The sequence below is a fragment of the Bifidobacterium sp. LH_417 genome (assembly GCF_056357035.1).
On record NZ_JBKEVI010000003.1, the window covers coordinates 70,270 to 97,256 of the forward strand.

Sequence of the window (26,987 nt, forward strand, 5' to 3'; positions counted from 1 at the left end):
AATATAGATGGAGGTTGCGCCCACAAGGCGCAGTTGGAATTTAACCTTAACGATACGTGAGGACTAATGGCAGAGGGTAGCACCGGAAGGCGGCGTTTTTCCGACAAGTGGGGCAAGCATGAGCTTGACGTGTTGGCCGTGTTGTCATCCGCGTTCCCACAATGGCTCACCTCGCGTCAGATCGCGCAACGCGTGAAGGCGTACGCGGATTCGTATGGCGAGCTGGCTGATCAGGCCGCGAAGGCGGCGTTCGCCAAGCAGTTCCAGCGCGACCGCGCGAAGCTGGCCGCCATGGGCATCGCCATCGAGTCGCGTCAGCCTGAGTACTCCTCAAAATCGGAGGGACAGGATTTCGCCTCGTACCGTCTCCAGCTCGGTGACGAACCGCGTATTCGCCTGCGTTTCGAACCTGAGGACATGTCGGTGCTTGCGGCGGCGAATTATCTCGCGCGCTCCATGTCCATGTCCAGCGACCATGAGCAGCAGGCGGCTTCCAGCTCCCACGCCTCGCGCACGGCGCCGCGAGTGCCGCAGACCCCGATTCCCGGCCTCGGACTCGATTCGATCGCTCCGGGACTCGGCACGCAGACCATTCCCGATGCGTTGGTCAAGGTCATCGACTCTCGCCGTTTCGCCGCCACCATCGATGTGGATGGCGAACACGTCAATGTCGCCTACACCGATTCGGACGATCTGGCCATGTACGTTCTGGAGCATCCCGGCGCGTCCATCGTGAGCCCGCAGGAGGCGGCGGACGCGTTCCATCGCAGACTCGTGGCGGCGGAGAACCTGCGTGCCGTCGAGGAGATGCTGCGTGACGGCACGGCCCCGACGTCCTCCGGCAAGAACGCGGACGGCACCGATCCCGACGAAGCCGAAAACGGCAAGGGACACGGCAAGAAGTCCTCGTTCCAGACGGGCAGTGAAGTGGATCGTCGCCTGCGTCTCATGCTGTTCCTCTCCGCGCATCTCGGCGAGGAGTTCTCACTCGAGGAGCTCGCGGTCCGGTTCATCGGCAAGGCGAAGACCCCCGAGGAGCTCAAGAAGTCGGTGAACGTGATCCACAAGGACATCAACACGCTCACCACCGTTTCGGATGATGGCGAGATGGCGGGCAGCCAGTTCTTCGACATCGACTGGTCCCTGTTGGATGCCGAAGGCATCGTCTCGGCTACGAACTCGCTCGGGTTGGAGCGTCTCGCCGGAATCTCGCCTCAGTATCTGAGCATGCTCACCGCGTCGGTCAGCTATCTCGCCCATTCCCCGTTGCTGCCCGACGAGCAGCGGGTTCAGGCCGAGAACCTGTATCATCGTCTGCACCAGCACGTCAGGCCCGGTCAGACGCCGTGGCTGAGTCTGACCGGCTATGAACTCGAACCGCATAACTTCGGCACCGTCAAACGGGCCATCGATGCGGAATCGTTGCTGGATATGACGTTCACGGACGGTGCCGGCAATTCGCGCAGGCGTCTGGTCGCCCCGGTCAAGATCTACGTGGATGAAGGCGTGTATTATGTGGCCGTCTGGACGGATGTGGCCAAGGCCGCTCCGGAGGACAAGCTCAACCTGGTGCTCCGGAATCCCGCGGTGAACAGGGCGAACGGTAAACCCCGCACCTGGCAGGTGCTTCGCATCGCACGCATCGAACAGGCCAAGCTGGTCGAGCCGACCACGACGCTCGATATTCCGGACATGCCGTTGAGAGAATTGCGCAAATGGAGCTTCGACAACGGCACCGCCGCGACGTTCATCACCGATGTCAGGGATTCGGGATTCGTCAAGAACCTTCCCGGCGCCACCGTGGAACCGTATGGCGACGGCGAGAAGGTCGATCTCATCGTATCCTCGGATTCGTGGTTCGTGGCGTTCTGCATCGCGCATGCGCGTCATATCGTGGCGGTCGCCCCGGAGACTCTGCGTTCGATGATCACGGCGCGAGCACAGCGAGAGCTGAGCGTTGCAGCCCGTGATGACGCTGCCGTCTGACGGGACGGCGGCACTACATCCCGACAGGGAGGGGAGGCACGATGCCTTGGTGGATTTGGCTGTTGCTGGTGTTGTTCATGCTCACGATGATCGTCATCGGTGGCGTATACGTGTTCAAGCGCGGCATCGCGGCATTACGAGTCATCTCGCATACCGGCGAGCAGGTGTCCGATCGTCTGACGGCCATGGGTGCACCGTCCGGTGATTCCGACATAGCCGATACCCCCATCTTTACCCAACCGTTGCAGACCGCGGCGGACCGATACGAACACGCCCACGCCGAAGTCATCAAGCGTCGTCAGGCGACGCGGAACCGTCACGTGCAGGCGTGGAAGCGCTGGAAGGACACTCTATAACATCTCATGGCATCGAAGAACCACACGAACCGAGTCAATGGCAACGGCGACGTGGGGACATCGTCACCAGCCGCCCGATACGCGGCCTTCCGTAAACGGCAGCAACGACGGGCGAGCATCGCCGCGCGCTTCGCCGGCACGTTGCCGTTCGAACTGGATGATTTCCAGACACAGGCGAACGAAGCCCTCGAAGCCGACCGCAATGTGCTCGTGGCCGCACCCACCGGTGCCGGCAAGACCGTTGTCGCGGACTTCGCCGTGTTCCTCGCGCAGGAACACAACGTCAAGGCGTTCTACACCACGCCGATCAAAGCGCTGAGCAACCAGAAATACCATGATCTGGTCGATGTCTATGGCGCCGACCGGGTCGGTCTGCTCACCGGCGACACCTCCATCAATTCCGAGGCGGACATCGTGGTGATGACCACCGAAGTCCTGCGTAACATGCTGTACGAGCATTCCACTACGCTTGACGCGCTCCGCTACGTCATCCTCGACGAGGTCCACTATCTCGCAGACCGGTTCCGTGGACCGGTCTGGGAAGAGGTCATCATCCATTTGCCGGAGCGCGTCCGTATCGTCGCACTGTCCGCGACGGTGTCCAACGTCGAGGATTTCAGCCGTTGGATCTCCTCCGTGCGCGGCGAGACGGAACTCGTCGTCTCTGAAAAACGCCCTGTTCCGTTGGAGCAGCATGTGATCGTGCAGAAGGACGATCGCACCGAACCTGAAATCATCGACCTGTACCGTCATGACGGCGATGGTGTTCAAACACCGAAGCTCAACCCGCGGCTCTCCGATCGGCTCGACCAGCTGGATCGCATCGCAGCCCGACGTCAAGGCGAGGAGCGTCCGCATAGGCACGGCCGCAGGGGAGACCCACGCGGCGGACGTGGCCGAAGTGGCGTTCCGGCGCGCAAGCCGGAACGCCACACGCCACGTCGGTGGGCCGTCGTCGACGAACTCAACTACCTCGACATGCTGCCCGGCATCTATTTCATTTTCTCACGCAACGGCTGCGACCAGGCGGTCGAGCAGTGCATCAACGCGGGCCTTGAACTCACCACCGAGGAAGAGATGCATCGTATCCGTCGCATCGTGGATGAGATGGTGGAAGGGCAGCTGTCGCAGGCCGACCTCAAGGCGTTGGGATTCTCCCGGTTCCGGTTCGCACTCGAAGAGGGATTCGCCTCCCATCATGCGGGCATAATCGCGTTGTTCCGACAGATCGTCGAACGGCTCTTCGAGGAGGGGCTCGTCAAGATGGTGTTCGCCACGGAGACGCTGGCCTTGGGCATCAATATGCCGGCGCGATGCGTCGTCGTGGAGAAACTGGAGAAGTTCAACGGGACCGGGCACGTCGGATTGACCCCAGGGGAGTTCACCCAGTTGACCGGGCGTGCGGGACGCCGCGGCATCGACACGATCGGCCACGCCATCGTCGTCGACCATCATGGTTTCGTGCCTGCCACCGCGGCCGCGCTGTCCAGCAAACGCGTGTACCCGCTGCACTCCAGTTTCAAAGCCACGTTCAACATGGCGGTGAACCTGCTCAACTCCAGTGATTATGAGACCTCGCGAATGACGCTCGACCATTCGTTCGCGCAATGGGAGGCGAACGAGTCCGCTTGGCAACTGGAATCGCAGATGGACACGCTCAGACAGGCTCTCGAAGGCTACGAGAAGGCGTTCTCCTGCGATCACGGCGATTTCCGCGAGTTCATGGAACTGCGCATGAGACTGAGCGATTTGGAGAAGACGGAGCGCAACAGGTTGAAGCATACGGCGTTCCGTTCCGACAAGGCGAGAACGGAGGCTTTCCGCGATCTCGACCGGAGAATCAGTGAGCTGCGCAAAGCCGACCAGCATCATCCGTGCCGTCAGTGCCCGGATCTTCAGCAGCATCTCAAATGGGGGCACCGGTGGGTGCGCGAGATGCGGGAACTGAAACGGGTGAAGGAACGTTACGATTCACGTACCGGTTCGGTCGCCCGCCAGTTCGATCGTATCTGCGACATCCTCATGAACCTCGGATACCTCACACGATCCGATGGACGGAACGACACCGTCGAAAACGTTCGGAGCGTGACTGGCTCCATGGACGTATCGGCTTCGGATACGCGTACACGTGATCTGACGCTCACGGAGAGCGGCCAGCTGCTGCGTCACCTGTACAGCGAATTGGACGTGGTGCTCGCGCAGGCCATAGAAACCGGGGCGTTGGATCTGCTGCCGCCCGCAGGACTCGCCGCGGTGCTCTCCTCGATGGTCTACGAGGCGAGACGAGGCGGCGGGGGAGAACCGCGTTATTATCCCGGCTCCGTTCACGGGCCGATCGCCGTCGCGGCTGGCGAGCTCAAAGCCATCCGCGATCAAGTGAACGTCATGTGCGAGGATCATGGACTGGATCCGCTTCCCGACGTGGATCCGGGAATCCTCGACATCATGTACGAGTGGGCGGACGGTCGCGATCTCGCCGACGTGCTGCGCGGTAGCGACCTGACCGGCGGGGATTTCGTACGCAACGCGAAGCGTCTGGTCGACATCCTGCATCAGATCGCGTCCGCCGAACCCTACATCGGAGACGGCCATGCGGATCTTGCCCATCGTGCGCGTCTCGCCGCCGATCAAGTCAATCGCGGGGTCGTCGCCTACTCCGGTGTCGACTGACGGCGCCGAAACGCAACGGTTCGGATGGGAATAACCGTCCCGTCCGAACTGTTGCGTAATGTGGATATGTCGAAAAACAAGGAGGAACCACAACCATGGCCGAACGCAGTTTGCGTGGTATGAGCATCGGCGCGAAGTCGCTGGAATCGGACAGCAACGTCGATTTCGCCGCCCGTGAGGAAGTCGCCTACGTCTGCCCGAACGGGCATCGCACGATTCTGCCGTTCGCGGAGGGTGCCGAGATTCCCGACGAGTGGGAGTGCCGTTGCGGTTCCACCGCGCATCGTGAAGGCGAAGACGCCTCCGCCAATGAAATCGCGAAGCCCACGCGTACGCACTGGGACATGCTGCTCGAACGTCGCAGCGAGGATGAGCTCAAGGAGCTGCTGGAAAAGCGTCTCCAAATGCACCGTGAAGGTTGGATTCCCGACTACGAGTGACGTCGCACGATCTCTTTGGTGAACGACACCTGAACTCCATGCCCGGTCAACTCGACCGGGCATAATACGTTGTGGAATATCCGCATGTCGTGACATCCCCACGGCATGAATACATGAGAAGAAAACAGAGGGGGAGTGGCACCTATGGCCGAACATCCCAGAAACGTGGTCCTGCTCGATCTGGACGGCACGCTTACCGACTCCGCACCGGGCATCATCGCCTCCGTCACCGAGACATTCCGCAGCATCGGCATGCCTGTGCCCGATGATGCGGAACTGCATCGCTTCGTCGGTCCGGCCATCATCGAATCCTTGCGCCGGAACCACGTTCCGGAGGATCGACTGGACGAGGCGGTCGAAATCTACCGTGATTACTACGCCAATCAGAACATCTTCGACGATCCGAACAACCCCGGTGGCCCCAAGGTCGCCGGACGTTATGTCAATATGCTGTTCGATGGCATCGCCGAGCAGCTCAACGGGCTGCTCGATGACGGTTATTATCTCGCCGTCGCCACATGCAAGCCCGAATACCAGGCGAAGCCGATCTGCGAACGGTTCGGCGTCACGCCGCTGGTGTCCGGCATCTACGGTGCCAGCAGGGACAATTCCCGTCTTGACAAGGACCAGGTCATTCGATACTGCTTCGGGAACATCGACTTTGATGCCGCCGCAGGCGACCGCGCGTTGATGGTCGGCGATCGTTGGACCGATGCCGACGGCGCCAAGGCGTGCGGGCTCGACTGCCTGGGTTGTGGATGGGGCTATGCCGAGCCCGGCGAACTCGCCGACCACGGATGCTATCGCATCATCGATTACGTGTCCGAGCTGCGCGACGCGGTGAACGAGTACTTCGCGAAGTGAATTCGTTTCCTGACGACGTGCGCAGCAATCCGAATACGGATTTGTACGCACGTCGTTTGCATATCACTCGGAATATTGCGGTCCGACGACAACGATGTCGTTACTTAGCGATGTACATATGCATGAGCCTGGGTGTAGTCGCCATCGTAGTTGTACATCCGATAATGTACGTTATGTCAGATTGGCAATAACGTATCATCCACGCACGTACTCCCTCACGCCGCCGCACTCATCCTCCTGCATTCCTTTGCGCGCTTCGCTTCACATCCAATCACTTCCGCCTCACGCTACTCAGACGCGCATCCATCTCGCTCATCATCGCGCGCTTCGCCTGCATGTACAGGCATGCCAGCTGCACGAGAATGAGTACAATCACCACAGCGGCGGAAGGCCATCCGTACTGGACGTAGAAATCGAGCACGTCCGGATCAAATCCACCGTCGGCGAACCAGGTGAACGCCAGATACGGCGTCAACCCCAGCAATGCCGATGCCACATGAGCAATCGTCACCGGCCAGCTCACACGGGACACACCGCCCGCATACCGTGTGAGCAGCCTGCCGCGGCGCAGACAGATCACGATGATATTGAACGAGAGCACCACATCGATGCACCACAACGCAGCCGGAAGGATGTCCACCATCGATTGCATTGATCCTCCTTGCCAAGCTTTCAGCGTTGCGCCGTTTCTTGTTCACGCCGGCGCCGGCGTTCCTGAATCTTCCTACGCATGCGCGCGGCGGTCAGGTCATCGATGGGACGACCTACGGAACGTTTCGCCGGGGATTTCGTCAGATCGACGTAGTCCTCCCCCTCCAATGCGACTCTGATTTGGTGCCATAGCGAGCCGACCGACACCGCGAACACGGCCTTCCCGCTTTGCAGCAGGTCGAGCATCTGCTCGCTGGTGGTGCACTCATGCACATGCTGCCCATCACACATGATGGTGATGTGCTCGAGCTGGCCTATGGAACGTTGCGTAAGAAAACTAATCGCCGTAGTCACATTCTGAAGGTTCACGCCCGCGTCGAGCAGACGCTTCGATACAGCGAGGATGACGACGTCCTTGAACGAGTAGAGACGACGGGAACCGGAGCCGTGCGATGGAGTGATCGACGGCTCCAGAATCTGTTTGCGTGCCCAATAGTCAAGCTGGCGATAGGTGATTCCGGCGATTTTCGAGGCAATGGATCCCCGATAACCGCGCATGATGTCCTCGTCGTCGGAAGAGGGGAACAACTCCCCCTGCACCGCGTTCCCATTGAGATCCATGCGATCCTCAAGACGCACATGCAGATGAAGCCGACGATCGTCCTCGTCCATCGTCACTCCCCTCGTCGTATTCCGCCCCGTCTACGCCCTGAGCTCCAACACTCAGGAGATGACGGCCGACTTCGTGAAGAAGACGAGACGGAACTTGCCGATCATGATCTCGTCACCGTTCTTCAACGTGGCCTGATCGACACGCTGACGGTTCACGTACGTGCCGTTCAACGAGCCGGCGTCCACGACGGTGAACACTCCCCCGACGCGACGAAACACGGCGTGCGAACGCGAAACCGTGGAATCGTCGAGCAGGATGTCGGCACGCGGGTCACGCCCCACCGTCACCTCATCCTCATCAAGCAGATAACGGGAGCCGGATACCGCACCTCGCGTGGAGATCAGAAGAGCCGTTCCTTCCGACAGTCGGGCGATGGTGTCGAGATCCTCCGTGGTGAGCGGACGGTCTCCGGTCGCGGTTACGGGAATGGTGATTGCGGGCAGACCGATGATGGTCGTCTCGCCTGCGCTGGGAATTGGTTCTGTCATGGTTCCTTATTCTACCGTCCTTGCGTACTTATATTGCTTTTCGCCGCGCACGGCGTTGATGACGACATCGTCGGATTGTTCGACGGTGACGCGCGAGCCATACATGACCTTCAATCTGGAGCCGATGCCGCCCGCGATGTTCACCGCGTTCTGCAGGTCTCCCGGATTGCCGATGGCACGCACCACGTACGGCGTGTCGAGCGTCGTGCCGTCGCATTGCAGTTTGCCGTCATCGCTTTTGACGATCGACGTGGATGTGACGACACGCACGTCGTCAATCGAGATGACTTCGGCACCGGCGTTGCGCAGCTCCTCGATGAGGGTGAACAATGTGGCTGCGTCGATGTTCTGCTTCGTGCCTTTGGTGATGCGGATGACCACCCCCTTCCCTTGCGCGGGCAGACGCCCGGAGATGATGCCGCTGGCCTCCTCGTTCTGCTTGGCGATCTTCTCGGCCTGCTCGCGCTGGTCGGCGGCGGCCTTGAGACTGGTCAGCTGGTTGGTGAGCTCGTTCTTGCGTTGTTCGAGGTTGGTGGCCTGCGTGCTGGTTTCGTTGATGAGCCTCACGAGCTCGTCCTCGCTCATCGTCTCATAGGTGGATTGCGTGTTGTTGATCTGCGTCATATAGCCGAAACCAAGCAACGCGCACATAAGCACGACGAGTAGCGTCGAGGCGAGTTTCGTCTTGAATCCGGAGCCATCGAGACTCCGTTTGCCTTCACGTCGTCCCCCGACCTGCGGGAACGACCCGGTCTCCAGCGAATCGTTGCGTTTCTCGGCGTCGTCCCGGGCCTTCATCTCGCCGATCGTGTTTCCGCCACCCCGCGCCGTCGTCTTCCTGCCTCGCCTCGCCATGTCAGCCTCGGAAGATGAACCGGCGGATGGCGGACACGTTGGAGAAGATGCGGATGCCGAGCACGACGATGACAGCGGTCTGCAGCTGGGATCCGACGCCGAGCTGGTTGCCGAGCAGCACGAGCAACGTGGCGGTCAGTACGTTGGCGAAGAAGGAGATGATGAACACCCGGTCGGAGAACCGGCGTTCGAAGTAGGCGCGCGCGGCACCGAGCAGCGCATCGAGCGCCGCCACCACCATGATGGGCAGATACGGTTGTATCCATACGGGAATGTCCGGCTGGACGAACACGCCGATCACCACGCCGATGATCAGTCCGAGCACTGCTGCCATTACTTCGCCTTCCTCGCGTAGCTGATGTCTCCGACTACGGCCGCTTCCAGTGTAATCGACTTCGACTGTTTCACCTGCAAGGTGATGCCGGCATCCTGGTAGGCATCGTAGAGACTGCCGAGTCTGTCCGGGTCGGCGACTCGCGACAATGCGCTCCTGTCCCCTATGGCTTCGATGCGATATGGGCTGTCGACGGCGTCCAAGCCGATGAGAATCGCGCCACCTGCGGTACGAATCGAAGTCTGGATGCCGAGCCGATGGCCGTTCACCGCGATCGCTTCAGCACCTGACTGCCAGAGCAGGGAGACGAGTTGTTGGAGATCCGCGTCGGTGACGACGCGCAGATGACGGCCTGATGTCTCCCTAGGCGTGGAACCGTTCGAGGCGCCATTGGCCGCGGCTATCGGGTTGGACACGGTGAGCGTGACGCCTTCGCCGGCGACCTTCACCTGACCGCTGGCCATCTCATCTTTCTGAACGGTCTGTGTGGAACCGGCTACGTCAAGACGCTTCGACTGACGTTCGATGTCGCCTCGCAACGAATCCACTTCACCGGTAAGCTTGTCGACATTGTCCTGAGAGGATTCAAGCTCCGCGGCGAGCGATGCCCGTACTTCCTTCCTTGGATCGGAATGGAGCTGCTGGACAAACAGGCTGCCGAGGAATCCAACGCCGATGCACACGGCGAAGCAGATCACACGAGTCCCCCACATCATCACCGACGACTCCCGGTGGAAGGCGAGATTGGAATCCAGATAGATGGGGTCGAGCGGCCGGTTGGTCAGATCGTCGATGAGCCTGAGTGAATCATCCTGACGGATTCGCCGCCGACGCTCGCGCTCTGCCAACGGCGTGGACGGACGCACCGCATGATGGGACAGCAACCCGCCGTAGGCGCGGGAGAACGCTGCACGCCGACGACGAGACAGGTTTCCCGCCGCTTCCTCCCCCGCCGGGTACGATGCTGGAGCCGCCCCATCCATACTCATGCGCGTGCCTTCTCGCGGCGCTCGCGCTCACGCTGTTCATGCCGTTGCGGCAATTCCTGCCGCAACACGGTAATCCCCTGCCGGAAATAGATGTATCCGGCAAGCCAGTACATGGCCACCCCCCAAATGCCAGCCGCCAGCGCGGCAAGATGCAGTAGATGAAAGAGCGGCGCAGTGCCGAGATCGGCCACGGTAAGTGCCACGATCGCCATCATAAGCAGCGCGGTGCCGGTCTTCCCGACGAAATGCACCGGCAGGGGGCCATAGCCGTACTGGGCGAGCCACAACACCTGAACTGCCATGAACAAATCGCGTATACCGACGACGATGAGCATCCACCATGGGATGATGCCCGCAACCCCCAGGGCGATAATCGAGCAAAAGATAAGCAGACGATCGGCCAGAGGGTCGAGAATCTGACCGATCTTGCTTACCTGGTTGAGTTTGCGGGCGAGAATGCCGTCCAACCCATCGGACAGTGAGGAGATCGCCAGGACGATCAGCGCAGTCACCATCTCGTGATCAGACATCAGCCATGCGATGAACGGAATCGAAATGATTCTGAACAGGCTGAGCAGGTTCGGAATCGTGAGATAGATGTCACGTGGTTCCGGACTGTATGTCGACTTGGTGTTGCGTTCGGTCATGCTGTCGTTTTCGTTCGCCTTGGGAAGTGGGATGGTGCCGGCCGCTCGGTCAGATACGGGATGCGGTCAGCGCGGTCACGATGATGCCGCGTGCACCCACATCATACAGTTTGTCCATGAGCTGGTTGACCTTCGCCTTGGGCACCATGACGCGCACCGCGTTCCACTGCTTGTCGTGCAGCGGCGAGATGGTCGGGCTCTCGAAGCCGGGGGTCACGTCGATGGCGGCGGCCACCTTGGACACGGGGATGTCGTAGTCCATGAGCACGTAGCGCTGCGCGGTGATCACGCCTTCGAGACGACGGCTGAGGATGGTCAGACGTTCGTCCTTCTCGTCCAGTCGCGGCGAGCGGATGAGGCACGCCTCCGAGTGCATGATCGGGTCGGCGAAGACGCGCAGACCGGCGTTGCGCAACGTGGTGCCGGTGGAGACGACGTCTGCGATGAGGTCGGCGACGCCCAACTGCACGGATGATTCGACGGCGCCATCGAGGTGGATGGTCTCGGCGCTGATCCCGTGCTCGACGAGATAGTCGTGCACGAGCTTGTCGAAGGATGTGGCGACACGCTTGCCGTCGATGTCCTTCAGCGTGGCGAAGGAGGACTCGTTCGGTGCGGCGAAGCGGAACGTGGAGGCTCCGAAACCGAGCGGCATGTGTTCGAGCGCGGCGGTGCCGGAGTTCTTGAGCAGATCTTGGCCGGTGATGCCACAGTCGATGTCGCCGCGGCCGACGTATACGGCGATGTCGAGCGGACGCAGATAGAACAGTTCGATGCCGTTGTCCGGATCTTCGACGACGAGCTGGCGCGAGTTGGTGCGCAGACGGTAGCCCGCCTCCGCCAGCATGTTCCAGGCGGGTTCGGACAGCATGCCCTTGTTGGGCACTGCGATTCTCAGCATGATTTTCCCCTTATCATCAAGGCGGCGTGGACGGTGTCGCCCACGCCGCGAAAGCAGGTCACAGGTGCTTGTAGACGTCCTCGAGGCTCAGACCGTGCTTGATCATCATGACCTGCACATGGTAGAGCAACTGGCTCATCTCCTCGGCGGTGCGGTCCGCTCCTTCGTATTCGGCGGCGATCCACGTCTCGGAGGCTTCCTCGACGATCTTCTTGCCGATGAAGTGGGTACCCTTGTCGAGCTCGTCGACGGTCAGGGATCCTTCCGGACGGGTCTTGGCCTTCTCGCTCAGTTCGGCGAACAGCGATTCAAACGTCTTCATGTGTCTGTGATGCTTTCTTCTTGATATCGGGTTATGGATTCCGCGGGAACCCCGCCCTGACGATCCGCTCAGTCGCGGTACGCGGCGGCGGCCTTCTCACGGATGGAATCGATGGCGGCGGCACGGTCCTCGGCGCCGTACACGGCGGAACCGGCCACCAGCACGTCGGCACCGGCCTCGGCCACGATGTGCGCGGTCTTCGGGCTCACGCCGCCGTCGACCTGAATCTTGGTCGCGAGGCCGCGACGGGTGATCTCGTCACGCAGACGACGGACCTTGCCCATCTGGTTGTCGAGGAACTTCTGGCCGCCGAAGCCGGGCTCGACGGTCATGATGAGGATCATGTCGAACTCGTCGAGGATGTCGAAGATCGGCTCGACCGGCTCGGCGGGACGCACGGCGAAGCACGCCTTGCAGCCCATGTCGCGCAGCTGGCGGGCGAGACGGACCGGGGCGTGGGTGGCGCCCATGTGGAAGGACACGGAGGCAGCACCGAGCTTCGCATACTCCGGGGCCCAACGATCGGGATCCTCGATCATGAGGTGCACGTCGACCGGCAGGTCGGTGACCTCGCATATGCGCTTGACGATCGGCTCGCCGAGCGTCAAGTTCGGGACGAAGTGATGGTCCATCACATCGACGTGGACGAGATCCGCGTGGTCGATGGCCTTGAGATCGCGCTCAAGGTTGCAGAAGTCGGCGGACAGGATGCTGGGGGCGATTTCAATCTTCTTCATGGTTCCTTACCTTACTATCAGATGGGACTATGGGAGGCTTCCGGGTGCGTTGCGGCACGGGGACGCCTGATGTTCAGTCGTCGTTCCGCGCACGTTCTCCGGCGGACCGTTCTTCTGACTGCTTCTGCCGTTCGAGTTCGTCGGCGGTGACTGCGCTGAGACGGGCCGCGAGCGTGGATGTCTCCTGCCCGATGCGGTGCAGCGCGACGAACAGGATGCAACCGGCGAGGCATACGAGGATGGCGGTCCACACGTTGGTCCTGAGTCCCAGAATCACGGTGGAGTAGTTGATGCGCACGTTCTCGATCCACGTGCGGCCCAGACCATACCAGATCATGTACATGGCGAACTGCTGGCCGGCCTTGAGACGGTCGGCGAACCGACGACCGAGCCAGACGATGAGGGCGGCGCCGATGAGGTTCCAGATCATCTCGTACAGGAACGTGGGGTGGAACAGCGTGCCGGACGGGCATGCGCTGCCTTGGTAGCATACTTCAGTGCTGCCGATGGCGTCCGCCGAATCGTTGAGCTTCAACCCCCATGGCAGGGTGGTGGGCCAGCCGAACAGCTCCTGGTTGAACCAGTTGCCGAGACGTCCGATGGCCTGCGCGACGAGGAGCCCCGGGGCGAGGCAGTCGGCCAGCAGCGCGAACGGGTACCGCCTGTGGCGGCACCATAGGAACGCGGCCAGCGCACCCACGCCGATGCCGCCGAAGATGGCCATGCCACCTTCCCACACCTTGAGGATGTTGACGAGGTCGCCGGTGGGAGGGAAATACGCGGCTGGCGTGGTGATGCAGTGGTATAGGCGCGCGCCGACGAGCCCGCAGGGCACGGCGACGAGCGTGGTGTCGAGCACCTGGTCGAAAGTGCCGCCCACGCGCTTCCAGCGGCGTGTGAGAATCCACACGGCGAAGCACACGCCGATGAGGATGCACACCGCGTACATGCGGATGGTCACCGGACCGATCTGGAACTTCGAGAACGTCGGCGAAGGAATGTATGCGAGATTCATGGCTCTCATCCTACGCATGTCCCGGCCGGAAACCACAAGAACGGCGGAAACGCCGAGACGGCTTCCGGCCGGGACGAATCGCGTTCAGGCGCGTGCCCCGTGGATGCCGGCGGCCAGCTCCTCGCTCTTGGCGGCGAGCAGCCTCAGCCCTTCGGCCGTGTCGCGCGGCGAACGGTTGTCGTCGGCGAGCAGCGTATGCACGAGCGCGGAGCCAACGATCACGCCATCGGCATAGGAGCCTACCTTCGCACCCTGCTCGGCGGTGGACACGCCGATGCCGACACACACGTTCTTCGCGCCCGCCTTGCGGGTGCGCGCGACGAGCGTCTCGGGGGACGCGTCGATGCTGGACCGTTCGCCGGTGACGCCCATGCGTGCCGCCGCGTAGACGAAGCCGCGCGCGTTGCGGGAGACCACTTCGAGGCGTTCGTCAGCGGAGTCGGGCGACACGAGGAAGACGCGGTCGAGTCCATGGCGGTCGGAGGCTTCGATCCACTCCCCGGCCTCGTCCGGGATGAGATCCGGGGTGATGAGGCCGGCGCCGCCGGCGTTCTCGAAGTCGCGAGCGAACTTCTCAACGCCGTAATGGTAGATGAGGTTCCAGTAGCTCATGATGAGCGGCACGCCGCCGGCGTTGGCCACGGTCTCCACGGCCTCGAAGACGCGCCGGATGGTCTCGCCGTTGTTCAGGGCGATGGAGGACGCGGCCTGGATGACCGGGCCGTCCATCACCGGGTCGGAGTACGGCAGGCCGATCTCGACCGCGTCGACGCCGTGCTCGACCATCGTGCGGAAGGCGTCGAGCGAGGCCTCGGGGTTCGGGAAGCCGTACGGCAGGTAGCCGATGAAGGCCGGCTTGTCCTCGGCCTTGAACTTCTCGAACATGGCCTCGGTGGGGCTGGGCCTGTGGCTGATGCCCAGCGGCTGACCGGAGGGCGTGGTTGCAACGTTTGTCATATCGAAAATCTCCTCTGTGTCCGATTCCGATTCGATCCGCTCAGGCGACGGTGTTCCCGTGCGCGCCGGTCACTTCGAGCGCCTTGGCCTGGTCGTCGGTCAGGTAGCCGAACCACTTGCCGGCGGTGGCCATGTCCTTGTCGCCGCGGCCGGAGATGTTGATGATCATCACGGCCTTGTCGTAGCCCTTGGCCTTGAGGTCGGCGGCGGCCTTGTACGCGCCGGCGACCGCGTGCGAGCTTTCGATGGCGGGGATGATGCCCTCGGTCTGGCTCAAATCGCGGAACGCGTTCATCGCCTCCTCGTCGGTGGCCCACGAGTAGTTGACGCGGCCGATGTCCTTGAGCCACGCGTGCTCGGGGCCGACGGACGCGTAGTCGAGGCCGGCGGAGATGGAGTACGTGTCGAGGGTCTGGCCCTCGTCGGTCTCCAGCAGATAGCTCTTCGCGCCTTGGAACATGCCGAGCTGTCCGGTGCCGGGGGCGAAGCGGATGGCGTGCCTGCCGGACTCGGGGCCGTTGCCGCCGGCCTCGTAGCCGTACAGGTTGACGCGTTCGTCGTCGAGGAACGCGTTCATCACGCCGATGGCGTTGGAGCCGCCGCCGACGCACGCGCAGATCGCGTCCGGGTGGTCGATGCCGTACCAGTCCTTGAGTTGCTGCTTGGCCTCCTCGCCGATGATCTTCTGGAAGTCTCGCACCATTTCGGGGAACGGGTGCGGGCCTGCGACCGTGCCGAGCAGGTAGTGCGTGTCCTTGACGTTGGTGACCCAGTCGCGCAGCGCCTCGTTGATGGCGTCCTTGAGGATCCTGTCGCCGAGCGTGACCTCGACGACCTCAGCACCGAGCATGCGCATGCGGGCCACGTTGAGGGCCTGACGGCGGGCGTCGATCTGGCCCATGTAGATGCGGCACTTGAGACCGAGCATCGCGCACACGGTGGCGGTGGCGACGCCATGCTGGCCGGCACCGGTCTCCGCGATCACACGGGTCTTGCCCATGCGCTTGACGAGCAGCGCCTGGCCGAGCGCGTTGTTGATCTTGTGCGCACCGGTGTGGTTGAGATCCTCGCGCTTGAGGAAGACGCGCGCATCGAGCCCGGTCTTCTCTCGGATGAGTCCAGCGAAGCGCGGCGCCTCGGTCAGCGGCGAGGGACGGCCCACGTAACGCTGCTGCAGCGTCATGAACTCCTTGTGGAACTCGGGGTCCTTCTTGGCTTCGTCATAGACGCGCTCCAGCTCGTCAAGGGCGGTGATGAGCGCCTCGGGCACGTAGCGGCCGCCGAACTGGCCCCAATACGGGCCGTGGTGTTCGCTCAACGGGGTGGTTTCTGATGCTTTCACTCTTGCTCCTGCCTTCACTAGTCGTTCAACCGCAAGTTCATGGTCGTCCGCCGTGGCGACGCCCTCGCCCACCAGGACCGCGTCGGCCCCGGCCCGGCCGTAGTCCTCGACCTCGACCGCGCCGAATACGCCGGATTCGGCGACACGAATCACGTCGTCCGGCAGGTCGTCGGCCAGTTCGGCGTACTTGTTGACGTCGACCTTCAGGTTCTTCAGGTTGCGCGCGTTGATGCCGATGACCTTGGCTCCGGCGGCGATGGCGCGCTCGATCTCCTCGCGCGTGTGCGTCTCGACGAGCACGGTCATCTTCAGTTCGTGGGCCAGATCGAGCAGGTGCTTCAGCTTCGCGTCATCCAATGCTGCGACGATGAGCAGCACCAGATCGGCACCGTGGGCGCGCGCTTCGAAGATCTGGTAGTCGGTGACGATGAAGTCCTTGCGCAGCACCGGGATATGCACGGCGGCGCGGACCTTGTCGAGGTCGTCAAGGGAACCGAGGAAACGGCGTCCTTCGGTGAGCACGGAGATGGCGCTCGCGCCGCCCTGCTCGTATTCCCGCGCCAATGCGGCCGGGTCGGGGATGTCGCTCAGGTGACCTTTGGACGGGGAGGCGCGCTTGATCTCGGCGATCACGGGGATGCCGTCGGCGCGCTTGAGCCATCGTTTCGCGTCGATCGGGGCGGGGGCCGCCAGCGCGGCCTTCCTCACGTCCTCCAATGACACGGTGCGCTCACGGGCCTGCTGGTCCTCCAGTGCGCCCGCCACCAATTCGTCCAGTACCGACATGGTCCTCCCTTTGCTTCCGTGAAGTGTGACCATGCGCCACCATAGGCCACCCGCGTTCGCAAACGGCATGCGCGTCCTACATTCCGGGCATGCGTGTTCACCCCCGGTACGGACGCCTCACTTTCGCCTTACCGTGGGAATCGCACAATGGTGACGACGACAAGGAGGGAATGATGCGGATTCTGATTGTCGAAGACGACGGCGATCTGGCGGCGGCTCTGGATGACGCGTTGCGCCATGAAGGGTACGAGACCGAGGTCGCCGGCGACGGCGTCGAGGCGTTACGGCTCCTCTCCTCGACGGATGCCGACGTCGTACTGCTTGACCGGGACCTTCCGGTCCTGTCCGGTGACGCGGTGATGAAGACAATCACGGAGAATCGTATCCCCGTGGCCGTGCTCATGCTCACGGCCGCGGCTTCCCTCGATGACCGGGTCGGCGGTCTTGATCTTGGGGCCGATGACTATCTGACCAAGCCGTTCGCCTACCGCGAGCTGCTCGCCCGCATCCGTGCGTTACGACGCCGGACGGCCGCCGGCTCGCGTGACGACACCGCCGTGCTCACACGCGGTGACGTCACGCTCGATATGGAACGGCGGCTCGCCTTCGCTGGCTCCGGTCATGTCCCCGTGGACCTGACGCCCAAGGAATACGGCGTCCTGGCCGAACTCATGCTCGCCGACGGCGGATATGTGAGCGCCGACACCCTCCATGACGCCGTATGGGACGATCCGGCGACCGACGCCACGGCGGCCGATCTCGTCAAAACCACCATCTATACGCTGCGCCGCAAACTGGGCGACCGTGACATGGTCGTCTCGATGCGCGGGAAAGGATACCGACTGCAATGAACGCCACCGATAGCATCCGGACGCCCGATGAGGCACCGGGCACCAATCCCCAGCAGGAGACCCGCTTCCGTTCGTGGATGGCACGGCTGCGACCGCACACGTTCCGCACGCGGATTACCCTCGCCGTCGCGTTCATCGTCATCGCGATGATGGCCGCATTGATCGTCACGCAGAACCTGATCGTCTCCCACGCGGCGCAACGTGATGGCGGGGACATCGTGATGTGCATGAACGAGGACGGCACTACGACAGTGACTACGGGGACCGCGGCCGAAGCCACCGATGGATCCGCCGCGGTGTCCTGCTATGCCGGCGATGGCACGCAGCTGCGGATCGGCTCGGATTCCGGCTCCCGCGCATGGGTGCAATACGAGGACGGCAAAGAGTCGAACGGATCAAAACCGTCATGGTCGTATACGGATATCGTGACGGGCACGGCGGACGCGGTCGCCGACGATTTCGTCTCCACGATGCGCATCGTGTCACTTGCCGAGATAATCGTGTTCGGCCTGCTCGCCGTCGCGGCCGCGTGGGGTATCGGCACGATGCTGTCGCACCGTGTCACCGCCGTCGAACGGCAGATCGCCGCGCTGCCGCCGGACGATCCATCATCCCGTATCCACGTGAAGGAAAGGCACGACGACATCGACCGCCTCGTTTCGTCGGTCAACGGGATGCTGGATCGGGTGCAGCTCACGTCGGAAGCGGAACGACGGTTCGTGGCGAACGCCTCGCACGAGTTACGCACGCCGATCGCCGCCGTCGAAACGAATCTGGACGCGCCGCTCGCGCAGGGACGCTTCCCCGCCGACGTGGAGCCGTCGGTGCGTCGCGCCTTGGCCGCGAACCGACGCGGCGCAAGACTCGTCGACGCGTTGCTCACTCTGTCCCGTATTCAAAGCGGCATGTATTCACACGCTGGAGAGGGTGAACCCTCCCGGTCCGGCACCGAAACGACCGACATCGGCTCCTGTCTGAGGGACGCCGTCGACAGGATGTCCCGCGACGCGGACGAACGTGGTATCACGATCGTAATCGGCGATGATGATGGGATCCACGTATCGGCGGATTCGGCGCTGCTGGCATTGGCGGTCGACAACGTGGTGCGCAATGCGGTCGTGCACAACATGGACGGAGGCTCCGTCACCATCGGGACCGAACGCGATGATGACGGCACGCTGCGTCTCGTCGTCGAGAATACGACCGACGAGACTCTGCCGGATGATCTCGGCGAATTAATCCAGCCGTTCCATCGCGGAACGCATTCGCGCATCGGTGTTTCGGATGGAGCCGGATTGGGACTGTCCATCGCCGACGCGGCGTGCAGGGCCATGGGTGCGGAGCTGCGGTTGTCGCGCACCGATGACTGCGGATTCCGTGCGGCGATCGTCGGACTGCGTACGGCGTGAACGGAAACCCCGATATGGAACATGATGAGGGTGTTCACCGGCCGTCCCGCGTAGAAGCGGGATGATGGCCGGCGAACACCCTCATTGCCGTTGCCGGTATCTGTCTGTCCGTCCGGATTCAGGCGAGCGAGGCGCCCATCCTCCTGATGCGGTCGAGCTGGCTGGTGGCGGCCTCGCGCTTGGCCGGGGCGTCGTCGCCCATGGACAGGTTGTCGACGTAGACGATCTCGACGTCCTTGACGCCGCAGTACTTCATGAACGTCTGACGGCGGATCTGGTTGTCCAGCGCCTCGCCGATCCCGTCGGACTCGTACCAGGATTCCGGGCCGCCGGTGAGCATGATGACGCGCACCGCCTTGCCGGCGAGCGCGCCGGGTGTGCCGTCGGCGTTGTAGGCGAAGCCGCGGCAGATGACGCGGTCGAAAAGTCCTTTGATCATGGCTGGCATGGTGTACCAGTAGATGGGGAAGACGAGTGTGATCACGTCGGCTTGGGCGAGGCGGGTTTGGATGGCGGCGACGTCTTCGGGCATGTCGGCTTTGCCGAGGTAGTGGGCGCGGTCGGCGCTGGTGTAGACGGGGTTGAATCCGGCGTCGTATAGGTCGAGGGTGTCGGTGTTGCCGCCGTGTGCGCGGAATCCTTCGGCGAAGGCTTTGCCGGCGGCGTTGGTGAGGCTGTGGTGTTCGGGGTTGGCGGTGATGATGAGTGCTGTGGGTGTGGTGTTGGTGTTCATGGTTCCATTGTCGCGCTGTTGGGGACTGGTTGTGGTGTGGCGGGTTGTGGTGTGGCGCTTAGTGTTCGCGGAGGTTTCGCAGCAGTGTGATTTCCTTGCGGTGCGTGTCGGGTGTGGTTTCCTTGGTTTCGAGGATCATCGGCAGCGTGCCGAGTCGTGGGTCGTTGACGAGACGGGTGAAGAATTGCAGGCCGAGTTTGCCGTCGCCGATGTTGGCGTGGCGGTCTTTGTGGGAGGCGAGTCCGTACATGGAGTCGTTCGCGTGGATGGCTTTGATTTTGCCGAGTCCGATGACGTCGTCCAACTGTCGGATTACGCCGTCGTAGTCGTCGACGATGTCGTAGCCGGCGTCGAACACGTGGCAGGTGTCGAATGTGACGCCTATGTGCGTGGAATCGTCGAGCCGGTCGATGATGGAGGCGATCTCCTCGAAGCTGCGTCCGCATTCGGTGCCTTTGCCGGCCATGGTCTCCAGGAGGATCGGGATTCCCGTGTCGCCAGCCTGTTCGGTTACGCGGTTCAGGGCGTCGGCGATGAGCCGGCATCCGGTTTCGGCGCCCTGCCCCACATGGGAGCCGGGGTGGATGTTGAGGTAGGTCTCCTGTCCGGCTGCGCGGATGGGGGCGAGCAGCCGCATGTCTTCGGCGAGCGCGTTGATGGCGAATGCTCGTTTGCCTTCGTCTTTGCCGGCGAAGTTGTACACGTAGGGCGCGTGGACGATGAGTGGCCCGTAGTGTTCGGTTTTCAGGTGCGCGCCGAACGCGGCGGCGCCGTCCGGATCGAGGGCTTTCGACCGTCTGCCGTATGGGGAGCGTGGGAAGAACGCGAATGTGGTGCCGTGCTCCTCGTGCGAGCGTTCGATGAGCTTGTCCCATCCGCCCGCGGTGGACAGGTGCGATCCGATGAGTGGTTGTGTCATGGTCGTGGTTTCCTTCCGTGTGGCCTGTGCGGTTTTCGAAACTTGGGGTTTCGTTGATTGTAGTGTTCGGTTTTCATGTCCGGCTCGTTGTTTTTCCATTCTCGTGTGCGCTTTCGATGAGTAGTCGTGCCGTCCGGGCGTCTGCGAATCGCAGTGAGATGTCGTCGGGTTTGGGCGTTCCCATCAGGTCGATGGTGCCGAACCAGATGAGTTCGTCGTCGAATACGGCGAATTCGCTACATGTCTCCGCGGTTTGTACCGTGCATCCCAAAGAGCGGAGTCTGTCCATGTTGCGTTGTGTCCGCGATCGTGATGTTGCCGTCGCTGTTGCTGGGGTACGTATGTTGACGGAGACCGTCACTCCCCTGCCGGTCGCTTCGAGGATGACATCGGCGAACTGGTCGATGGCGTGTCGCGTAAGGTATCCGGCATGGATGTCCATCCGTCGTCGGCAGCGTCTGATGTCGTTGCCGAACATCGTATGGAATTCGTCTGCCGTGACGATCGGTATGTCTTGTCCATGCTGATGTCGTCCGGCGGCTGCAGGTTCTCTGGCCGTCGTGTTATCGCGTTCCGTCAGGGCTTTCGTCTTGGCTTGTCGCATCATGTCGGATTCGTTGCCTGGTTGCATCGGTGTGTATCCTTGGGTTGCGTATGTTTTCAGGCGTTTGCTGTACATGTTGACGGCCATGGGAATGGTCACGTCGATGTAGTCGTAGACGCGTGCTTCTTGTTTCCCGTCATTGTCCCGGTGCAGTCGTCCGATGTACTGGGTGACCGATGCTTCGACGGATACGGGTGCGACGAGCATGAGCGTGTCCAGTCGACTGCAGTCGAATCCTTCGCCGATGTAGCTTCCGGTCGCCACGACGGCGAGACTCTCCTGTGCGGGGATGTGCTTGAGTTGTTCGAGTTTATCGTTTCGTGTTTTCTTCGTTTCGGCGCCGTAGAGGAGAATCACATGATCGCATCCTCTTTCCCGAAGCATGTCCGCGAGCGCTTGTGCGTGTTCGATTCGTTTGGTGAGCAGTAGGGGTGTCCTGTTTTCGCCGATGAGGGTCATGGCGTCGTCGATGATCATGTCGTTGCGTCGTCCATTGCCGCATGCGGCTTCGAGGTATTCGTGGTAGGTGTATGGTTCGGCGAGGTCGAGGTTGATTGGGATGAAACGTGGCGTGTATCGCCGGGAGAATCGTTGCGTCGCCATGTGTTCGTTCACGTCGACGGTGTCGCGGACCGGACCGCATCGCATGGCGACGATGGGGTGCATGCCGTCGTCGCGTTTCAGGGTTCCGGTGAATCCGTAGATGTATCGCGCGTCGGATGCGCGGGCGATCGCCTCGGTGTCGACGGATGCCACGTGATGGCATTCGTCGAAGATGATCATGCCGTAGCGCCTGATCAGGTTCTTGACGTGTTTTTCTCCGGGAATGTCGCCTTTGTCGAATAGTGATTGTGCCAGTGCGATGTCGATGATGCCGTTGGGTTCGTTGCGTCCGGCTCCTATCTGTCCGATGACATGCCGTTTTCTTCGGCTGACGCGTCCGGTTTTGGTCAGTATCGGCGGCAGTGTCGCGGTGATGTCGAGGAACTGTTCGAGTCGTTCCTTCCATTGTCCGAGTAGTGCGGAGGATCTCAGGATGATCAGCGTATTGGTTTTCCTTTCGGCGATGAGGTTCGCGGCGATTACGGTCTTGCCGAATCCCGTCGGGGCGACGAGGATACCGTCATCGTGTCTCAGCAGGTGTTGTGCGGCGGTGTTCTGCCGTTCGCGTAGCGTGCCGGTGAATTCCGCTTGGATGGGTTCTCCCGGATTGCGTTCGTTGCAGTAGACCACCGTGGTTCCGGTGCTGTCCAGTAGTGTGGCCAGGGATTCTTTGCAGCCTCTCGGCAGGAGAATGGTGTCGTCGGTCTCCTCGCCCCGGTAGATGATGCGTGGCTTGTCGTAGATGGGTTGTCGCATCGCCTGCGCGCGATAGAAGTCGGGGTTGGCGAACGCGGCGAGCCGGCGGATCGCGTTGAGCGCGGTTGCGGTCATGCCGTCCTTGGGTATGGCGAGCATGCCGCGTTCGATGATGGTGAGGGTTCGCGGCGTGTCCGCCGTCGAGAGTGCGTGCGGCATGGTGTGTGACTGATGGCTGCTGTCTTTCGTCTTATTGGAGACTTGTTGTGAGCCATCGACGGCGAGTTCTCCCAAGGTTCCACGCGTTGTGGCTGTCGCGATGATGGCGTGAACCTGTTCGGGAGTGATCCGCCTGATTGAGGAGAGGTACGCCCATTGATCCGGGTAGGGCGTGAAATGCTCGTCGATGAATACGCTGTTGCCGTTGTCGCGTGCCATGCGTTGCAACGGGAGTGCGATCAGATTGCCGAATCCGCCTGCGGGCAGAGAATCCTGGTTGGGGAACATGCGGTCGTAGGAGTGGAACGACATTCGTGTCCGTTCGGAGGCCTCGGTAAGCAGTGTCTCGCCCATACGTCGGACTTGTGCCGCATCCATCGGTTCGGTGAGGAACAGCCACAGGTGTCCGCCGTCTCCGGAACGTGATCGTTCCATGGCCGGCTCCAGACCATGTCGTTTGCATACGTCTCGAACCGTCAGGATCTCGTCTTGCCATCCGTCATCATCGAAATCGATGGCGAGGAACCAGACCGTTGATTCCTTGGACAAGGGGTAGAGTCCGACGACGTTGGTGAGCCGTTCGTCCCGTTTGGTGAAATGGTCGAGCAGCACTTGGTCGGTCAGGGGCTTGCATCGTCTTTGTTCCGACGGCGTGGGGATGCGCTTACCGTTCGTCAGAACGGTCCATTCGTTCCATGCCGCCGGCGCATACCCGGTTTTCCCGGTTTTCTTGGATACGAAACCATGCGCGTATACGTCGTCACGCCCACGGAACAGGGAGCGGAACAACTTGATTTTCCGCTCAGGCGCACTGTGAGCGGTAATCGGCCCGTCGCTATTGCTATCGGATTCCGGATTCCGCGATGTGTCGATGTCGGCCGTGCTCCCCGGATCCACGTCGGGCGCGTCCGGATGTTCGCGTTCCCGCAGCTCCGGTTCCGGCGGTTCCAACCGTCCGTACCAGCCGGACCAGTCGGTGACGGCTTCGATGTTGTTGCCGTCCGGGTCGAGTATGAACGCCGAATAGTATCCGGGATGGTAGGGGCGCGGGCCGGGGGCGCCATTGTCCCGGCCTCCGGCTGCGAGCGCCTGCGTGTAGAAGGCGCATACGGCGGCTTTATCCCGTGCGAGAAACGCGATGTGGGTGACCGGGCAGGCGTGGGTTCGCGGCGTACCGGTCGCGTCCGGGTTGTCGGCTGGTGACAGATAGAAGTCGGAGTGCGGGGTGCCGTCGTCGACACCGAATCCGAGGGTGGGTTCATGGTGGGCTTTGATGATGTAGCCGAGGGGTGCGAGGGCTTTCGTGTAGAAGGCGACGCTGCGGTCGATGTCGCGTACTGTGAGCGTCAGATGGTCGAGCATGTCTTCACTGTAGCGCGTGCCGGCATGGCGCGGTTCATGGGGGTGCTTGCGGGAATCGGTACAATCGGAGCGTTCACCACGACCGGCGAAAGGAAGCATCATGGAACGGACGATCATGACCTCCGAGGCGTTCCTGCGGCAGCCGTCCGTCGAGGCGACGGAGGCCGATCTGCCGGTGGGTGCGGATCTTGTGGACACGTTGACGGCGCATGCGGATTCGTGTGTCGGCATGGCCGCGAACATGATCGGCGTCGCCAAGCGGATCATCGTGTTCCATGACGAGGCGACCGGACGGAACATGCTCATGTTCAACCCGGTCATCGTGGAACGGTCGGGCCGCTACGAGACCGAGGAGGGGTGTCTGTCCCTGGAGGGCGTGCGGCCGGCGACGCGTTACGAGTGCATCACCGTCTCGTACCGCACGCGACGCTGGCGCGAGGCGACCACCATGTTCGACGGGTTCACCGCTGAAATCATCCAGCATGAAATCGATCACTGCGACGGCGTGATCATCTGAGCGGATCCGCATGCACGCCCGAACAGTTGCCGGCACTCCTCGATTCCGTCGAACTTGATTTGACGTCCGACGAGATCACACTGCCCGACAAGACGTCGGAGCCGTTCACGAAGTAGAACATATCGAATCCGTACTCAATGACGAGTCGGAACAATCAGAAGGTTCCGAACCTTTGGATTCTTTCATATGAAAGTCACATTCATATGTGTATTCAACGCTTGATTATTTCAAATGACAGTGTATTACATATAGAATAGCCAGCACTGCGGCAGCATAGAATGCGATACTTTTCAAATGGCGGAATTTCAACGTTTCTATTCATACGACAGTCGCCATCATATGAATATTGGGCATGTATGAACCGCCTATCACCTACGGTGGTGGAGCATGCAATAGCCGACTCCGGTCAAATCGGCAGTGTCAGCGGGGAAGCGTTTCCATCGCTTCGGAGACGACATCGACGAGCACGTCGACGGCATCCTCGCCGTCTGCTCCCTCGTCGCAACGGCGCGACCATTCCAGCAGGGATTCGATGATGCAGTCGATGATGAGCGAGACCGACAGCCGCACCGGGAAGCCGGCACGGTCGTCGCCATCGGAATCGGAGCCACCGCTCCCCCACAATCGCGAGACGGCATCCGTCCACCGCGGGATACGGGCGTACAACGCCACGCGCAACCCGTCATCGGAACGCACGATGCGCAGCCGGCGCGCCAATCCATCCAACTGGGACGGTTCGAGCCCGCCGATCACCTGCGGGACCACGCGATGGACGAAGCCGATCGGATCGCCGTCCTTCCGCTCGCCGATCTCCCGGCGCAGGTCGGCGAACAGCTCGCCGTCCGTCGGAAAACCGATGACGAGATCTTCCTTGGTTGGAAAGTACCGGAACAGGGTGATCGCGGACATGCCGGCTTCGTCGGCGATGCGCTGTGTGGTGACCTTGTCGTAGCCGTGCTCGTCGAACAGGCGCAGCGCGGTCTCGCGGATCGTCGTACGCGTGGCGATCTTCTTACGCCGCTGCCAGCGGGCGCGCGCGACCGTCGCCTTCATCGAGACACCGCGACGACTCGTCTGACGCGGGCTCTCCTCCTCGTCGAACAGGGACGGCTCGTCCGCCGCCGGGGCGACGGCATTCCGACGCGACAGCGCGCCGTCGCCTTCCATCGCATCAACGGACATGGCATCCTCCCTCGCATCTTGCGCATCACCGCGGCAAACACCACCTATCGTACCCGCGAGAGGACCGCGCGCGTACACTTGACCGCATGTGCAGGAGATTCGCGCTGGATTTGGATTGGGACGCCGTTGCCCGATGGCTTGCGGTCGACGAAGGCGACGTTCGCCGCGACCGGCTGCCGCGTCCCTCGTACAACATCGCGCCCACGCGGACCATCGGCGTCGTCGCGCAGGGACGGGAAGGGCACCGGCACCTGACCGGCGCGTACTGGACGCTCGTACCACGCTGGAGCCCGAGCAAAACACTCCCCTACCCCACGTACAACGCGCGCATCGAATCCATCCACGCCAAACCCACGTTCGCCGAATCCACGCGCTCCATGCGCTGCCTCATCCCCGCGAGCGGATACTACGAGTGGAAAGGCAAGCGCCCGTTCTACTTCCACGCGGATGAAGACGCGCCATTGACGATGGCCGGGCTGTACTCATGGTGGCGCGCCTCCGAGTTTTCGCCGTGGCAGCTGACCGCCACGATCGTCACCTGCCCGGCCGTGGACGGACCGGCGAGCGTGCACGACCGCATGCCGCTGCTCGTGCCGGGCGACATGACCGCGGCATGGTTGGACCGCGCGATCGACGGCGCACTACTGACCGGCCCGTTGCGCGACCGGGGAATGGAGTTGTCGCGCCGGCTGCGGTTCCATGAGGTCGCGCCGCTGCCGCCGGACGGCGACGGCGGGCATCTCATCCGACCAGTCGAACACGTCGAACCAATCCGGCTGTTCTGAGACCCGGATGAATCCTGCATGACGGGTGAATCGAGGACTCTCGGGGAAGAATCAGGGAATCCCCCGATTGCCTTACCCCCTACGGGATGGGAGA

The 26,987-nt window shown here is 62.1% G+C and carries 25 protein-coding genes and 3 pseudogenes; 10 read left to right on the plus strand and 18 right to left on the minus strand.

What is annotated here, in order from left to right; translation table 11 throughout:
• Window positions 1-66: 66 nt before the first annotated feature.
• The 6 genes and pseudogenes from AC1AYR_RS03315 to AC1AYR_RS03340 form a co-directional block, all read left to right on the plus strand.
• A pseudogene (locus AC1AYR_RS03315) lies at window positions 67-784 on the plus strand (helix-turn-helix transcriptional regulator); the annotation flags it as partial.
• Between the two features lie 107 nt (window positions 785-891).
• Window positions 892-1,986, plus strand: a pseudogene (locus tag AC1AYR_RS03320) (helix-turn-helix transcriptional regulator); the annotation flags it as partial.
• Between the two features lie 41 nt (window positions 1,987-2,027).
• Entirely contained in the window at window positions 2,028-2,342 is a 315-nt protein-coding gene (locus AC1AYR_RS03325; RefSeq protein WP_476511427.1) for a hypothetical protein, read from the plus strand.
• 6 nt (window positions 2,343-2,348) lie between these two features.
• A complete protein-coding gene (locus tag AC1AYR_RS03330) occupies window positions 2,349-5,012 on the plus strand; it encodes a DEAD/DEAH box helicase (protein ID WP_476511426.1) in 2,664 nt (887 codons plus the stop codon).
• Between the two features lie 95 nt (window positions 5,013-5,107).
• Window positions 5,108-5,452 (plus strand): RNA polymerase-binding protein RbpA, encoded by a 345-nt coding sequence (locus AC1AYR_RS03335; RefSeq protein ID WP_476511425.1) that lies wholly within the window; start codon window positions 5,108-5,110, stop codon window positions 5,450-5,452.
• A gap of 144 nt (window positions 5,453-5,596) precedes the next feature.
• Window positions 5,597-6,316, plus strand: coding sequence for an HAD hydrolase-like protein (locus AC1AYR_RS03340; protein ID WP_476511424.1), 720 nt, complete (start codon window positions 5,597-5,599; stop codon window positions 6,314-6,316).
• Between the two features lie 271 nt (window positions 6,317-6,587).
• Here AC1AYR_RS03340 and AC1AYR_RS03345 read toward each other — a convergent pair whose 3' ends face one another.
• From AC1AYR_RS03345 to AC1AYR_RS03405, 13 genes are all read right to left on the minus strand, one after another.
• Complete coding sequence (locus tag AC1AYR_RS03345; RefSeq protein WP_476511423.1) at window positions 6,588-6,968, minus strand: hypothetical protein; 381 nt, start codon at window positions 6,966-6,968, stop codon at window positions 6,588-6,590.
• A 20-nt stretch (window positions 6,969-6,988) separates the two neighbouring features.
• Window positions 6,989-7,639: a MerR family transcriptional regulator gene (locus tag AC1AYR_RS03350; protein ID WP_476511422.1), complete on the minus strand. Its 651-nt coding sequence runs from the start codon at window positions 7,637-7,639 to the stop codon at window positions 6,989-6,991.
• Window positions 7,640-7,690: 51 nt separating this feature from the next.
• Complete coding sequence (locus AC1AYR_RS03355; RefSeq protein ID WP_055427277.1) at window positions 7,691-8,128, minus strand: FHA domain-containing protein; 438 nt, start codon at window positions 8,126-8,128, stop codon at window positions 7,691-7,693.
• A gap of 6 nt (window positions 8,129-8,134) precedes the next feature.
• Entirely contained in the window at window positions 8,135-8,926 is a 792-nt protein-coding gene (locus tag AC1AYR_RS03360; protein ID WP_476511421.1) for a DUF881 domain-containing protein, read from the minus strand.
• Between the two features lie 58 nt (window positions 8,927-8,984).
• Window positions 8,985-9,317 (minus strand): DUF1290 domain-containing protein, encoded by a 333-nt coding sequence (locus tag AC1AYR_RS03365; protein WP_476511420.1) that lies wholly within the window; start codon window positions 9,315-9,317, stop codon window positions 8,985-8,987.
• A complete protein-coding gene (locus AC1AYR_RS03370; RefSeq protein ID WP_476511419.1) occupies window positions 9,317-10,306 on the minus strand; it encodes a DUF881 domain-containing protein in 990 nt (329 codons plus the stop codon). Before AC1AYR_RS03370 ends, AC1AYR_RS03365 begins: the two co-directional genes overlap by 1 nt.
• Entirely contained in the window at window positions 10,303-10,953 is a 651-nt protein-coding gene (locus AC1AYR_RS03375; protein ID WP_476511418.1) for a CDP-alcohol phosphatidyltransferase family protein, read from the minus strand. The genes AC1AYR_RS03370 and AC1AYR_RS03375 overlap by 4 nt, the downstream gene beginning before the upstream one ends.
• 49 nt (window positions 10,954-11,002) lie before the next feature.
• On the minus strand, window positions 11,003-11,854 hold the full coding sequence (gene hisG / locus AC1AYR_RS03380; protein ID WP_476511417.1) for an ATP phosphoribosyltransferase: 852 nt from the start codon (window positions 11,852-11,854) through the stop codon (window positions 11,003-11,005).
• A 58-nt stretch (window positions 11,855-11,912) separates the two neighbouring features.
• Window positions 11,913-12,176, minus strand: a complete 264-nt coding sequence (locus AC1AYR_RS03385) for a phosphoribosyl-ATP diphosphatase (protein WP_034528235.1) — start codon at window positions 12,174-12,176, stop codon at window positions 11,913-11,915.
• 68 nt (window positions 12,177-12,244) lie between these two features.
• The gene (gene rpe / locus AC1AYR_RS03390) at window positions 12,245-12,913 is read right to left on the minus strand and encodes a ribulose-phosphate 3-epimerase (protein WP_476511416.1); all 669 of its coding nucleotides are present in this window, start codon (window positions 12,911-12,913) and stop codon (window positions 12,245-12,247) included.
• 73 nt (window positions 12,914-12,986) lie between these two features.
• Window positions 12,987-13,928 (minus strand): prolipoprotein diacylglyceryl transferase, encoded by a 942-nt coding sequence (lgt, locus tag AC1AYR_RS03395; RefSeq protein WP_476511415.1) that lies wholly within the window; start codon window positions 13,926-13,928, stop codon window positions 12,987-12,989.
• A gap of 84 nt (window positions 13,929-14,012) precedes the next feature.
• The gene (gene trpA / locus AC1AYR_RS03400) at window positions 14,013-14,885 is read right to left on the minus strand and encodes a tryptophan synthase subunit alpha (protein WP_476511414.1); all 873 of its coding nucleotides are present in this window, start codon (window positions 14,883-14,885) and stop codon (window positions 14,013-14,015) included.
• A gap of 40 nt (window positions 14,886-14,925) precedes the next feature.
• Entirely contained in the window at window positions 14,926-17,013 is a 2,088-nt protein-coding gene (locus AC1AYR_RS03405; RefSeq protein ID WP_476511413.1) for a bifunctional indole-3-glycerol phosphate synthase/tryptophan synthase subunit beta, read from the minus strand.
• A gap of 173 nt (window positions 17,014-17,186) precedes the next feature.
• Here AC1AYR_RS03405 and AC1AYR_RS03410 point away from each other — a divergent pair, with 173 nt between their 5' ends.
• Window positions 17,187-17,864: a response regulator transcription factor gene (locus AC1AYR_RS03410; protein WP_476511412.1), complete on the plus strand. Its 678-nt coding sequence runs from the start codon at window positions 17,187-17,189 to the stop codon at window positions 17,862-17,864.
• Window positions 17,861-19,273, plus strand: a complete 1,413-nt coding sequence (locus AC1AYR_RS03415) for a sensor histidine kinase (protein WP_476511411.1) — start codon at window positions 17,861-17,863, stop codon at window positions 19,271-19,273. The genes AC1AYR_RS03410 and AC1AYR_RS03415 overlap by 4 nt, the downstream gene beginning before the upstream one ends.
• Before the next feature lie 118 nt (window positions 19,274-19,391).
• Here the strand turns inward: AC1AYR_RS03415 and AC1AYR_RS03420 are convergent, their stop codons facing one another.
• The 4 genes and pseudogenes from AC1AYR_RS03420 to AC1AYR_RS03435 form a co-directional block, all read right to left on the minus strand.
• On the minus strand, window positions 19,392-20,006 hold the full coding sequence (locus tag AC1AYR_RS03420; RefSeq protein WP_476511410.1) for an NAD(P)H-dependent oxidoreductase: 615 nt from the start codon (window positions 20,004-20,006) through the stop codon (window positions 19,392-19,394).
• 58 nt (window positions 20,007-20,064) lie between these two features.
• A complete protein-coding gene (locus AC1AYR_RS03425) occupies window positions 20,065-20,925 on the minus strand; it encodes a deoxyribonuclease IV (RefSeq protein WP_476511409.1) in 861 nt (286 codons plus the stop codon).
• 73 nt (window positions 20,926-20,998) lie between these two features.
• Window positions 20,999-23,944, minus strand: coding sequence for a TOTE conflict system archaeo-eukaryotic primase domain-containing protein (locus AC1AYR_RS03430; protein WP_476555136.1), 2,946 nt, complete (start codon window positions 23,942-23,944; stop codon window positions 20,999-21,001).
• 69 nt (window positions 23,945-24,013) lie between these two features.
• Window positions 24,014-24,409, minus strand: a pseudogene (locus AC1AYR_RS03435) (VOC family protein); the annotation flags it as partial.
• 100 nt (window positions 24,410-24,509) lie between these two features.
• On the opposite strand from AC1AYR_RS03435, the gene AC1AYR_RS03440 reads away from it, so the two are divergent.
• Window positions 24,510-24,926 (plus strand): peptide deformylase, encoded by a 417-nt coding sequence (locus tag AC1AYR_RS03440; protein ID WP_476511408.1) that lies wholly within the window; start codon window positions 24,510-24,512, stop codon window positions 24,924-24,926.
• 420 nt (window positions 24,927-25,346) lie between these two features.
• On the opposite strand, the gene AC1AYR_RS03445 is transcribed toward AC1AYR_RS03440, so the two are convergent.
• Window positions 25,347-26,108, minus strand: coding sequence for a TetR/AcrR family transcriptional regulator (locus AC1AYR_RS03445; RefSeq protein WP_476511407.1), 762 nt, complete (start codon window positions 26,106-26,108; stop codon window positions 25,347-25,349).
• Between the two features lie 86 nt (window positions 26,109-26,194).
• On the opposite strand from AC1AYR_RS03445, the gene AC1AYR_RS03450 reads away from it, so the two are divergent.
• Window positions 26,195-26,893 (plus strand): SOS response-associated peptidase, encoded by a 699-nt coding sequence (locus AC1AYR_RS03450; protein WP_476511406.1) that lies wholly within the window; start codon window positions 26,195-26,197, stop codon window positions 26,891-26,893.
• Window positions 26,894-26,987 lie beyond the last annotated feature (94 nt).